Source organism: Actinoallomurus sp. NBC_01490, from assembly GCF_036227085.1.
GTDB lineage: Bacteria > Actinomycetota > Actinomycetes > Streptosporangiales > Streptosporangiaceae > Actinoallomurus > Actinoallomurus oryzae.
Genome location: NZ_CP109433.1, coordinates 5,058,410 through 5,071,035, shown reverse-complemented (window position 1 = coordinate 5,071,035; position 12,626 = coordinate 5,058,410). Strand labels below are relative to the sequence as shown.

The 12,626-nt window shown below is 71.0% G+C and carries 9 protein-coding genes; 2 read left to right on the top strand and 7 right to left on the bottom strand.

Going from position 1 to position 12,626, the window contains the following annotated elements:
* Window position 1: 1 nt before the first annotated feature.
* The 7 genes from OG417_RS23905 to OG417_RS23875 form a co-directional block, all read right to left on the bottom strand.
* Window positions 2-1,741: a hypothetical protein gene (locus tag OG417_RS23905; RefSeq protein WP_329260173.1), complete on the bottom strand. Its 1,740-nt coding sequence runs from the start codon at window positions 1,739-1,741 to the stop codon at window positions 2-4.
* A gap of 44 nt (window positions 1,742-1,785) precedes the next feature.
* Window positions 1,786-2,097, bottom strand: coding sequence for a WXG100 family type VII secretion target (locus OG417_RS23900; RefSeq protein WP_329260170.1), 312 nt, complete (start codon window positions 2,095-2,097; stop codon window positions 1,786-1,788).
* Between the two features lie 27 nt (window positions 2,098-2,124).
* Window positions 2,125-2,496 carry a WXG100 family type VII secretion target gene (locus tag OG417_RS23895; RefSeq protein ID WP_329260168.1) on the bottom strand — a complete coding sequence of 124 codons (372 nt, stop codon included), beginning with the start codon at window positions 2,494-2,496 and terminating at the stop codon, window positions 2,125-2,127.
* 99 nt (window positions 2,497-2,595) lie between these two features.
* Entirely contained in the window at window positions 2,596-4,029 is a 1,434-nt protein-coding gene (eccB, locus tag OG417_RS23890; RefSeq protein ID WP_329260165.1) for a type VII secretion protein EccB, read from the bottom strand.
* Entirely contained in the window at window positions 4,029-5,420 is a 1,392-nt protein-coding gene (gene eccD, locus OG417_RS23885) for a type VII secretion integral membrane protein EccD (RefSeq protein WP_329260162.1), read from the bottom strand. The genes eccB and eccD overlap by 1 nt, the downstream gene beginning before the upstream one ends.
* A gap of 1 nt (window position 5,421) precedes the next feature.
* The gene (gene eccCa / locus OG417_RS23880) at window positions 5,422-9,387 is read right to left on the bottom strand and encodes a type VII secretion protein EccCa (RefSeq protein ID WP_329260160.1); all 3,966 of its coding nucleotides are present in this window, start codon (window positions 9,385-9,387) and stop codon (window positions 5,422-5,424) included.
* Entirely contained in the window at window positions 9,384-10,610 is a 1,227-nt protein-coding gene (locus tag OG417_RS23875) for a S8 family serine peptidase (RefSeq protein WP_329260157.1), read from the bottom strand. The genes eccCa and OG417_RS23875 overlap by 4 nt, the downstream gene beginning before the upstream one ends.
* 320 nt (window positions 10,611-10,930) lie before the next feature.
* Here OG417_RS23875 and OG417_RS23870 point away from each other — a divergent pair, with 320 nt between their 5' ends.
* Both OG417_RS23870 and OG417_RS23865 read left to right on the top strand, forming a co-directional pair.
* Entirely contained in the window at window positions 10,931-11,677 is a 747-nt protein-coding gene (locus tag OG417_RS23870; RefSeq protein WP_329260155.1) for a helix-turn-helix domain-containing protein, read from the top strand.
* 7 nt (window positions 11,678-11,684) lie between these two features.
* A complete protein-coding gene (locus OG417_RS23865) occupies window positions 11,685-12,608 on the top strand; it encodes a LysR family transcriptional regulator (RefSeq protein ID WP_329260152.1) in 924 nt (307 codons plus the stop codon).
* Window positions 12,609-12,626 lie beyond the last annotated feature (18 nt).

The following is a 12,626-nucleotide window of genomic DNA, read 5'->3' as shown; positions in this document are numbered from 1 at the left end:
CTTACGTCTGACCGTTCAGGATGATGTCTTGAAGCAGGCCTACCGCATCGCTCGCTCCGGGGATCGAGGAGTCTCCGATCTCCGGCATGTTGCTGAATATTCCAGCCAGATCCTGCGCCGTCATCCCATTATGTTCTTCCGCATCGGAAAAGTTCTGCGCCTGCCATTTAATGTCGTCTGACATTCGTTCGAGAAAGCCATAGAACCAGTTCATCTGGTTGACGACGTCGAGCGCTGTCGCATCGAACGCGGTCTTGAACGCCTGAGCCGGAGCCCATTTCGTATTACCGGCCAGAAGCTTCGTGTCGGCATTGCCCGAAGATGCGGACGGCTCACCGGCCTGGCTCGACGGCGGCGAATTGGACGCCCCCCTCGTCGACTCCGAATATGGCGTTCCGTTTCCCACGAATCCGACCAGGAGCTGTCTCGCCGTACTGTTGTGAACGGTATCGGCCAGAGTCTTGTGCTTCGCCTGGATGAGATTCAGATAAGCGCCGTCGATCTTGGTGATCTTGCCGTTCGCCGGATCGTCGTTCCCTTGATTGGCGGCATTTCGCTGCCGCTCTTGCGGGGTCTCGACGTGCTCTTTGCCGGTCTTACCGTCATCGGGCCGCCCGGTCCCGCCGCTGTCGGACTGCCCATCGCCGCCAGACCGCCCATCGCCGTCACCATCATGGTCGGTGCCGTCGCCATCGTGGTGCTCGCCCCCGTTGGACTGCCCATCATCGTGCTGTCCGCCACTGCTCGATGGAGCCGCCACCGCGGCACCGGCTCTGTCGCCGGGTTCGACCAGTTTCTGCGAGAGACCGTCACTGCCGTCGCCAGGCTGCCCCGCCTCATCCGCCGGTGCACCCGAAACCGCGGGCGTTCCCTGGACCGCGCCGTTCGCAGGGGTGATCAGCGGCGCCTGAGTCGCACGGCCGGATTCGAGCGGGGGGCTGCTGCTCCCACGCCGGCCCGACCCCGGGTAACCTCCACCGACCTCGTCCAGCTGACCCTGGTCCCCGGGCTCCTCGGCGTCACTCTCCTGGTCGCCGTGGCCCCCGTCGCCATCGGACTGGTCGGGATAGCCCTGATCGTCCTGCCCGTCGTCGCCCCGCCCGTCGTCGTCCTCGTCGTCATCGTCGGAGTCGATGACGAAGACCTTCTCCTTCTTGCCGTCCTTGATATCGAGCACTTCGAAATGCTTGTCGCCCGCGTCGACGTCGATTATCTCGACTTCGCTCTTGCCATGATGCAACGAGACGATCTCGACGTCGGCCGAGTCGATCTTCAGGCTGGCGGTGTGGACGTCGATGTCGCCGACCTTGTCATCGTGCGTCGTCATGCTCGGGATGTCATGCGCTTTCCCCGAGTGATCGTTGATGTCCAACAGATGCTCGTGGGACTTCCGGCCGCCGTGCGATGAGGAGGTGCCGTCGTCGCCGATCACCGCCAGAGCCTTGTGGAGCGCCCTTCGGTCATCATCGGAGAAGGCCCCGCCCTCGGCGGGGAACGCGTCTTCGGCCGGCGTGCTCCCGGACGAGGCGTCTCCCGGCGACATGTCCGACAAGGGCACGCCAGACATCATCTGGCCATCGGAGTACCCCGGCGACGCGCCGCCGCCGGTCAACCTCCTTGCGTTCGTGCCGCCCTTGCCGAGACCGTTCGTCACGGCATTGATCGCCTTCTTCGACACGTGCATGCCCGCGAGAACATCTCCGATCTCGTCGATCAGATCACTGTTCTCCTGCTCGGCCATTTACCGCATCCGCCTCTCGGTAGAACGCTTCAGCACGCTTTTCGTCAGGCGAGCCCCTGGAAGGAGTAGCTGCCCTGAAGGTCCGCGACGATATAGTTGTTATGGATCTCCTGGGAAGCGTGATACGCCCGTATCAGCGTCCCCTCCATGTCGGTTACCGCGCTGTTCCAGTTCGTCTGCGCGATCTGGTACGCGTCTTTCGCCTCGCCGACCCAGGTTTCGACCAGCGGCCGGAGGTTCGCGGTGAGTTCGTCGAGGACCTGCTGGATGTTCTTCGACTCCTGCTGGAGGGAGTCGGCGGCCTCGTTGAAGCCGGCGTGGTTGACGAAGAAGCTTCCGTCCGAGATGGCTCCCATTGGTCTACCTCCGAGTACTCGCCGATTTCAGTTGCCGCCGGTCTTGGTGACTCCGGGGGTCCCGTCGAGGATTCCGTTGATCCATTGCAGGGCGTTCCTGGAGTTGTCCTGCTCGGTGTTGCTCCAGTTCTTGTCGACGCCGGCGAGCGTTTCCCGCAGGTTGTCGATGTTCTTGAGGATCTCCTGGAAGTCCTCCAGCCAGATGATGAGAGCCTTGTCGAACGACTGCGAGGCACCTCCCACCCAGTGCGACGCGAACGTTTCACGATTGTTCTGGACGTACGTACCGATGCTGCGAATCTTGTTCGCGGCCTCGTCAAGGCACACGATGCCCTTGGCCATCGAATCGGCGTCTTTGGACTGCTGCGAGGGCATGATCAGCTCTTCCTGAAGATGCAACGAGACAGCACAATTACATCAAAAATCGACCATATGAACATAGCGAGGAAATCTAAAAAGGTCTTATGGGAGCAATCGAACTTCTTATGAGCGGGAATGTCATCCGGACTGCCCGGGGGACGAGCCGGGCTTCTCGACCCGGCAGCCGACCGTGGGAGGAGGCGTGGTCGTGGTGGTGCCGCTCATCGCGGCGACCGGGTCGAGCCGCGGACCGGTGGGCAGCAGGTCGAGCAGGCTCACCGGCACCGGCATCGCCTGGGCCTTGTCGTATCCGAGGTTCTTCAGGGCCGTCCCGCCGTCCAGCGGGTACTTCACGCGTTCCGCCGTGACCAGGAACGTCGCGCCGGTGGCGGCATGCCCGCCGTCGGAACGCGCGTACGCGAGCACGCCCTGCCCCGGCGGCACGCCGATGCGGTCGATGGCCGAGCAGGGCGGCGTGGTCTGCGCGCGTGCGGTCACCGGGAAGCCGCCGACCTCCTCATCGGCCGTGAACGCGACCGTGGTCGTGGTCGAGTCCACCCGCACGCACGGCTGCTCACCCGCGGGTACGTCCGTCACGGCCGGCGGGGTGGGCGGCAGGCCCGAGGACGGATCGTTCCCGGGAGCGGTGGTCAGATGCTGCGACGCGGTGGCGGTGTCGATGGCATCGGCGCTCTTGCCTCCTCCCCCGAGCGCCACGAGGGTGGGGGTGAGCGGCATCAGACCGTCGCGGGTCAGCAGAAAGTACTGATCCGCGGAGCCCGGCCGCCGCTCGACGAACACCTGCCCGATCCTGGTGGAGGACCCAGAAAGCCGGGGACCCGTCCGGCCTGCGCCGGGCACTCGCGGAAACGCCAGGTCCGCTCCGGCGGGGATCGCGTTGACGAAGGCCGCGCCCACCGGGTACGGGTGGACCGTCGCGTACCCGAGCAGCTCCGCCGTCCTCGGCCCGTCCGGCAGCCGGAACCTCCGGTCGTGCCAGATCAGGTACTCGACGTCCCCCGGTGCGGAGACGAGCAGGCCGCGGTCCATCGCCGGTGCGACGGTGGGGATCGCGACCTCCAGGGTCGACACCGGAGTGCCGTCTCCCCCGGCGGACGAGCAGACCTGCCACGCGCTGTTCCGCAGGTCCTTCGCGGCCGGTGGCCGGTCGGGCGCGCCCTCGATCCCGATGGGCGCGCCGACGGGCGTACCGGACAGCGACGTGGCCGCCACGCGCCGGACGCCGAGCCTGCCCCCCATGATGAGCAGCGCGCTGGTGTAGTTGGCCACCGGGCGCAGCACGCCACCGGTGTAGAGGTAACGCGCGCCGGTCTGCTTCTCGGTGACCATCGTCCCCTCCGTACGCCAGCTTTTGGCGCCGCCCGGCATGAGGAACCCGTAGATCCCGACGCCGATCACGGCGATCAGGCCGAGCACCAGCCCGATGACGAGTCCCCGCGTGGTCCGGCGTATCGGCGGGTCGGTGGCGTCCGGGTCGGCGAGCAGCAGGCCCGACGACAGCCGCGACACCACGAACATGTGGGCCTGGACCTCATCACGGCGGTTGTGCATCAGCCCCCCAGTCCGCGTGCGAAGCCGAACAGTCCGAGGTCGGCGATGAGCAGCGGGATCAGCGCGATCGCCAGGCCCGACTGGACGATGTCCGCGATGCGCCCCCAGTACGGGACGACCCGACGGCCCGGCAGGGTCCACCCGGCCATGAGCAGCACCGTCGCCGCCGCGACGAGCGACAGGAGCAGGGTCTGACGCGTCTGCGGATCCCCGTTCCAGACCATGGCGAGCGGGATCACCACGGCGCCGTACGCCCCGGGCACCATGACGCTCAGTCGCTGCCAGGCGCCGGCCAGCCCGCGGCTGTGGCACAACAGCAGCGCGGCGAGGACGAGCCCGAACGTGCGGGGGGACCAGCCGTGCCCGCCGGCGAGCACCGTCATGCACGCTGCGCAGACCAGGCCGGTCATCGCGTACAGGGCGGTCATGTGCTGGTCGGCGATGGTCGTACGGGACAGCACGTCGCGGCTGGGATGCGGGTCGATGCCCTCCTGGAGCTGCTCGGCGTTGGTGGGGAGCGGCGGCAGGCGCAACCCGGACAGCCGGAACGACAGCACCGGCACGAATCCGCCCACCGCGACCGTGAGGAACGCCGCCACGCCCGCCGTCGAGGTCAGCGGCACGTCGGCGACGAGCATGACGGCACCGCCGACGGCCACGATCAGGCCCGCCGCCGCGGCGGCGAGGAAGACCGGCGCGGCGGCGGCCACCCCGGCCAGCGCGAACACGGCCGCCGCGGCGCCGGACGCACCGGCCGCCAGCAGCCGCGCGCCGGTCAGTGCGTGGCCGGCCGTTCCGGTCGGGGCCAGTCCTCCGGCGAACGCGAAGAACGGGACCGTCGCGACGCCGAGCGCGCTGCCCGCGACGGCGTCCCCGATCGCACGCGACGCGACCGTCGCGCCGAACATCATGAGCAGCCCGACGCCGACGCCTCCGATGATGCGCGGGTCGCCGTGCTCGCGGGTCAGTACGACCAGGGCGGCGGCGATCGCGCCGAGCGCCAGGCCGAGCAGCATCCGGCGGGTGAAGCTCGGCCGCCAGGCGCTGGGGCGTTCGCGGATCCCGGTGGCCACCCCGTCGACCAGGTCGTCGAAGTGGACGGGTGGGAGCTGCTCGCGGCGCGGCCGCAGGTAGAGCGTCTCGCCGTCGCGCAGATCGAGGCCGCCGGCGGTGCCCTCCTCGTCGAGCGGCTCGGAGCCGAGCCGCTGGAGGACCCAGCCATCGTGTTCGACGCCGACCTCGCCCAGGTTCTCCCCCTCGACCGCCGCGTACGAGATGAGGGTGGGCAGCAGTTCGATCAGCGGCACGCCGGTCGGGACCGAGATCTCGAAACCGCGCTCGGGGCCGCGAATGAGCAGATGGCACAGGTCGCTCGTGGTGGTCTCGTACACGTCATGCCTCTTCCTGGTCGGGCGCGGGCAGCAGCCCGGTCTGCACCTGGATGGTCCTGCGGCGGACGAACCACTGAGCGCGCCCGGGCGGCAGAGTCCTCGGCCGGAGCCCCCCGAACAGCACGCCTTCGCTCTGCGGGCACGACATCAGCAGGGCGGGGGTGTTCAGCTCGGTGAGGCGGCGGATCAGCGGGTCGCTCATGCTGCGGCTCACGCCGCCCGCGGACCGGGCGATGAGAAGATGCAGACCGATCTCCGCGCCCTGCGCGAGGACTTCGAGCAGAGGGTCGAAGGCCCCTGCGGCGCTCCCGCCGCCGCTCAGCATGTCGTAGTCGTCGCAGACGACGAACAGTTTCGGCCCTTCCCACCAGTCACGACGGCGCAGCCGGTCGGGCGTGATCTCCGGCCCCGGCACGCGCGCCCGCAGTGACTGCGCGGCGGCGCCGATCACCTGCCGTGCCACGTCGATGGAGACGGCGTAGCCGAGCTGCTGCTCCGCCGGCACCGCGTGGTAGAGCTCGCGGCGGAAGTCGATGAGCATGACCCGGGCCTCGTCCGGCGTGTAGCGCTCGACGATCGCCTGGGTGAACAGGCGCAGCAGGTTCGTCTTTCCGCTCTCGGTGTCCCCGACGACCAGCAGGTGCGGCGTGGCCTCGAAGTCGTGGCGCACCGGTCCGAGCTCGTTCTCCTCGATGCCGAACGGCACGCGCAGGTCGCCGTCGGGCTCGGGCAGGCCGGCCGCGGGCAGGATCGCCGGGAGCATGCGCACGGCGGGGGCCCGCGGGCCGTCCCATGCCCCGTCGACCCGGGCGACCAGGTCGGCGGTACCGTCGGAGAGATCGGCGGTCGACCCGCGGCCGTCGACCCGCGGCAGGCCGGTGAGGAAGTGCAGCCGGTCTTCGCGCAGGCCGCGGCCGGGGATGCGCGGAACGGTCTGGGCGACCCGCATGTTCACCATCGAGTCCACGGCGTCGCCGAGACGGAGTTCGAAGCGCGTGGCGATCTGGTCGCGCAACGCCGGCTGTATCTCCGACCAGCGCGGCGACGCGACCATGAGGTGGATGCCGTAGTTCAGGCCACGCGCGCCGAGCTGCGCGACGTTCTGAGAGAGATCCATGAAGTCCTGACGCAGCGTCGACCAGCCGTCCACGACGAGGAACACGTCGCCGTGCCGCTCCCCGGGCAGCCCGCCGGCGGCCAGCATGCGCCGGAACGTCGCCATCGAGTCGATGCCGCGTTCGGCGAACAGCCGCTCCCGGTGGGCGAGCAGGGTGAAGATGTCGCCGACCGTACGGTTCACGCGGTCGATGTCCAGGCGCCCCGTCACCCCGCCGACGTGCGGCAGCCCGCTGAGCGCGGTGAGCGTGCCCCCGCCGAAGTCGAGGCAGTAGAACTGCACGTCACGCGGTGAGTGGGTGACCGCCAGCGCGGTGATGAGCGTCCGCAGCAGTGTGCTCTTGCCGGACTGCGGGCCTCCCGCGATGCCCACGTGCCCGCCGGCGCCCGACAGGTCGGCCAGGAGGGGGTCGCGGCGCTGGTCGAACGGCCGGTCGACGACGCCGACGGGCACCGACAGCGGCGTGGGCCATCGGTAGAAGACCGGCATGCCGGCCTCGAGGCCCAGCAGCTCGTCGAGCGTCGGCGGCACGCCGAGCGGCGGCAGCCACACCTGGTGGGCGGGCGGACCCACACCGCGCAGGCGTCCGATCGCCACCGACAGCAGGCTGTCCGCCTCTTCCTCGGTCTCCTGCGGCTCCGGCTCCGGCTCGACCGGTTGCTGCGGCGCGACGTACCGGCTGGTGTACGGCACGACCTTGGTCGCGGCGGTCCGGACCGCGGCGCCGCGCTTGGGCCGGTACGGGCCGGAGACGTAGGCGGCCTTGAACCGCAGCAGGGAGTCGATGTCGTTCTTCAGGAAGCCGCTGCCCGGCTGGGGCGGGAGCTGGTAGGCGTCCGGCGAGCCGAGCACGCTGCGGCTCTCCATCGCCGAGAACGTCCGCAGCGCGATCCGGTACGACAGGTGCGACTCGAGCTGGTGGATCCGGCCCTCGTCCAGCCGCTGGCTCGCCAGCAGGAGGTGTACGCCCAGCGACCGGCCGAGCCGCCCGATCATCACGAACAGGTCCATGAACTCCCGGTGCGCGGCGAGCAGCTCGCTGAACTCGTCGACCACCACGAACAGCGCGGGCAGCGGAGCCAGCGGCGTCCCCTTGGCGCGGGCGTTCTCGTACTCATGGATCGAGGAGAAGTTCCCGGCGGCGCGCAGCAGTTCCTGGCGGCGGATCAGCTCGCCGTGCAGGGCGTCCTGCATGCGGGCGACCAGCGCGACCTCCTCGGCGAGGTTCGTGATGACCGCGGAGGTGTGCGGCAGCTCGTCCAGGCCCAGGAACGTCGCGCCGCCCTTGAAGTCGACGAGCACGAAGTTGAGCACCTCGGAGGAGTGGGTGAGGGCGAGCGCCAGCACCAGCGTGCGCAACAGCTCGGACTTGCCCGACCCGGTGGCGCCGATCAGCATCCCGTGCGGCCCCATCCCGCCGAGCGCCGACTCCTTGATGTCCAGCTCGACCGGCGAGCCGTCCGCGCTCATCCCGATCGGCACGCGCAGGGCCGCCCCGGGGTCGCGGCGCCGCCACAGCGCCCGCACGTCGTGCTCGCGCATGTCGTCGATGGACAGCAACGTCGTCAGCTCGAAGTCGGCGTTGAGCGGCTCGGTGACCTCGGCGATCATGCTCATCCGGTACGGGGCGAGCAGCCGGGCCAGTGCGCTCGCGCGCATCAGGCTGAGCCGGTCCGGGCGGCCCAGCGGCCTGGTGGTCTCGCGCCCGTTGCGGTCCTCGCCGATCATCTCCAGGGTCCGCGGGGCGACGTCGAGGCCGAGCACGTACGGGGCGAGCTCCCAGCCGGAGGTGCCCTCGATGTCGATCACGACCGCGTTGCGGTGTCCCCCGCCGGCCGCGCGGGCCCCGGGCGGCACGTCACCGCCGTCCAGCACGATGACCGTGTACGGCTCCTCGTGGGTGGGCTCGGCCTGCGGGTCGAACCGCGGTCGCTGCCCGAACTCCTCGCCGAGCAGTTCCTCGAGTTCGACGGTGCCACGGGCGATCAGCCGCACCTGCCCGGCGCCGTCCTGCTCGGTGCGGTGCAGCGCGTGCGGCAACCACTTGAGCCACTCCCACTTCGCGCGGTTCTCATCCGAGACGCACAGCCCGATGCGCAGCTCCTCCGGGGAGTGGAAGACCGCGAGCTGGCCGAGGATCGCCCGTACCATCGCGCGGGCCGCCTCGGCGTCGCCGCGCAGCCCGACCAGCGAGTATCCCTTCAGGTAGACCGCGACGGGCTGATCGGCGACCGTGCCGTACGCGCGGATGAAGCGGCGCAGCGCGTGCGCGCACAGCGGCTCCAGGTCCTCCACCGGTTTGGTCTGCAGCGGGGCGAGCCGCAGCCCGAGCCGCTGCTCGCCGACTCCGATGCGCACCTCGCCGAAATCGTCGTGGGTGGTCTTGCGCTCCCACAGCCGGGACGTGCCGGCCAGGGACCACAGCACGTCGGGTCCGGGGTTCCGCCACGACTGCGCGTCGCGCTGGTCGACGACCACCTCGCGGATCCGCCGCCGCGTCTGCGAGAGGTATCGCAGGTAGTCGCGCCGGGCTCCGTGGACCCGCCGCTTGCGGTCGCCGGAGGCGCGGACGAGCTGGCCGACCAGCATCGCCATCGACGACACCATCATCAGCCCGGCCGCGAGGTACGTGCCCGGGATCGACGAGCCGCCGGCTGCGGTTCCGGCGTTCGGGCGGACGAAGATGAGGATCGTCGCGGTGGAGGCCAGCGCCATCGGCAGGTACGTGAACACCGTCGACGTACTGGCCTGCTTTTCCGGCAGGGTCGGGGGTTCCTGCAGTGTCAGCTCGCCGTTCGGCATCTCCGGACCGGGCCGTCGAGGCGGTCGGCGAAAAAGGATCCGGCTCATTCCTCACTCTTTTCGAGAGTGGACGCGGTGCGCACGGCGGGCACACCGTCCGGCCGCCACCGCCGGGCCCGCCCACGGGGTACCGCCACCGCCACCGCGCCTAGCGCCGCGACGGCCGCGAGCAGCACCGCGGTCAGCCAGAGCGCGGTGCGTCCGGGCGAGCCGGCCGCGTTCGTGTGCCGTAAACGCAGCGGTGCGGCCCGGCCGGGACGGTACGGCTCGGCGACGACATCGGCGACGGCCGCGTACGGGTCGACCGCGCCGTACCCGGCGGACGGGTGCGGCAGGACTCCCCCCGGATGGGCGGCCGTCTCCTCGAGCCGGCGCACCACCTCCACCGCGGACAGCCCCGGCCGGTAGGAGCGGACGAGGGCCGCCGTCCCGGCGACGTAGGCGGCGGCGAACGCGTCATCGGAACCGGCGAAGTTCCCCACGCCGCCCGGCCCGACGCTCATGACCTGGTAGCCGGGGGCGAGCAGGTCGGTCCGCGCCCCGTCCGCGGGTGGTGCGCCGAGCGCGCCGCCGGGAGCGATTCCGGCCACCGACACCACGGCCGGGTACGCGGCCGGCCACGCGCGTACCGACGATGCCGTGCTCGCCTGCACGGACGCCGGGGCCACGACCACGACGTCGTGCCGGGCGGCATCCGCCACCGCGGCCGCCAGGTCGCGGTCGTCGGCGGTGACCGACGACGCGACCACGACGACCCGGGCACCGCCGCCCACGGCCGCCCGCAGTCCGCGGGCGAGCTCCTTCCCGGTCGTCGTCCCGTCGGGCTCGGTCGCGCGCACCGCGAGGAGCGTGGCGTCGGGCGCCGCACCGGCGAAGCCGACGCCGGGACGGCGGGACGCGGCGGCCAGCGCGGCGACGAACGTGCCGTGCCCCACACAGTCGGCGGGCTCGGTCTCGCCTCCCGCCACCGGGGCGAGGGACCGCACCCGCCCCGACAGCGCTCCGGCGTCGTCGACGCCGGTGCCGACGACGCCGATGGTGACGTCACGTCCGGTGCTGAGCGTCCACGCCCGATCCAGGCCGAGGTACACCTGCGGCCACGGCACGCGGGTGACCGTGGCATGGGAGGGGCCGGTGCACGGGGCATCGAATCCGAGCTGCGCCGGCATCAGCGGCAGATCGGTCGCACCGGGGCTCGAGGCGGTGGCCGACGGCCGCGGTGCCGGGGTCGGCGCGGCACCGGCCGGCCCGGCGGCCTCGCCGAGGAACACGGCCGTCGCCAGTGTCAGGGTCAGGGGGGTGGACGGGTGCCGCCGCCCCCACGACGATCGGCTCGCAGCACGCACCAGTGAAATATCGCAGACGCGGTCGAGCCCGCAGGAACATCGATAAGCGTCTCTTATACGTCCCGTATTCGCCCGGCCCGCTCACCGAGCCGTCACCCGCGTCCGACCTGGCGCGGAACGCCACCCGGCAGAAGTAGCGGTGCGTATTTCCGACAAGATTCTGCATGGTGCGGACCCGGTGGAGAGGGTTGCATACGGAAGCGGCTTTCGCTATGTATCCCTCCCACGCAGCGAGGAGATGAAGGGTGCGTCCTCATACGGCAACCCCACCTCCGGAGGCATCTGACCCGCGAGGGAACGCGCCGGCGGAGACCCGCCCGTCGCGGCAGAGCGACGCGGGGTCGGCAGGCGGTCCGCTCGGCAAGGCGTTCGACGTGGTGTTCGCCATGCCGCCCGGTGGCGCCGAGATCGGGCTCAGCGACCTGTCCCGCCGTGCGGGCCTGTCCAAGTCAACGGTGCACCGCATCCTCACCGCGCTGGTCCGCCGGGGCGTCGTCGAACGCTCCGGCACGAACTACCGGCTCGGAGAACCGATCCTCACCCTGATGCCGCCGCGTTTCGACCGCCGGCTGGCGGTACTCCGCGACCATCTGCTGCCTCACCTGCGGCGGCTCGCGCGGGCCACCGGCTGTCCGGTGTTCCTCGACGCGCCGTTCCACGGCGAGCTGCTGTGCCTCGAGCACATCGCCGGCAACAACCCGGCCAGGGCCCACGGCGACGGAGCTCCGGACAGCACCGAGACGGCGCGGCGTACCACCGTCGCCCGCCTCTTACTGCCGCCTCGGCCCACCCCGGGAACCGTCCCGTCCGCCCGCGGCCCCCTGGTGCTCGGCCCGGAGTGCGCGGCGGCCCCCGTGGTGAGCGACGGCCGGATCGTCGCCGCCCTCTCGGTCATGTTCCCGCCGTCGTACCGTCGCGACGGTGTGCTGCACGCGCTGCACAACGTCACGCGGGCGGCGAACCGCGGTCTCGACCGCACGCTCACGGGGTGACGTGACGGTGTTCGATCCACGGCAGCTCCGCGTCCTCGCGGCGGTCGCGCACACCGGTTCGTACACCGCGGCCGCCGAGGCGCTCAGCTATACCCAGCCCGCGATCAGCTACCAGATGCGCATGCTGGAGCGGGCCGCCGGGACGGCGCTCGTCGCCCGGGCCGGCCGCGGCGTGCGGCTCACCCGGGCCGGGGCGGTCCTCGCGTCGCACGCGCACGTCGTGCTGGCCGCGCTGAAGGACGCCGAGGCCGAGCTGTCCGCCCTGGCCGGCGAGGACGTACGGCAGGTACGGCTGGCCGTGGGACACGGCGGCCACGCGCGGCTGATCCCGCAGGCGGTGGCGAGCGCGCGCCGTACCGTTCCGGACCTGGAGGTGGCGCTGCGCCGGGCCGACGGGAACGCCGCCGGGAACATGCTGCGCCGCGGAGAGGTCGACATCGCCGTGGTGAGCGTCCCGGAGAACGAACCGGCACCGGACGACGCCGGCATACAGGCGATCCGGCTGCTGACCGACGAGGTGCACATCCTGCTCCCGGCGGAGCACCCGCTGGCCGCCGCCGACTCGCTCACCCTCACCGACCTCACCGAGCAGTCGTGGGTGGTGGACGGCGACCACCGGTATCTCCTCGACGCCTGCGCGCGGGCCGGGTTCACCCCCCGGATCGGGGCGATCGTCGAGGACCAGCTGGACGTGCGGAGCCTGGTCGCCGGGGAGATCGGGATCGCCCTGGTCGACAGCCTCGGATACACCTGCGGGCCGACGCTCGTGACACGACGGCTGCGGGACTGGCCACGCCACCAGGTGTACGCGCTGAGCTGGTCGAACTCGGCCCGAGCCGACACGATCGACGCCGTCATCGGCGCGCTGCGCACCGCCGCGGGCCGCCTGTCCCGCCACCGGGCGAACCAGCCGTCCGCTTCTCGCGCGTAGGAGTCCGCTGAACCTCGT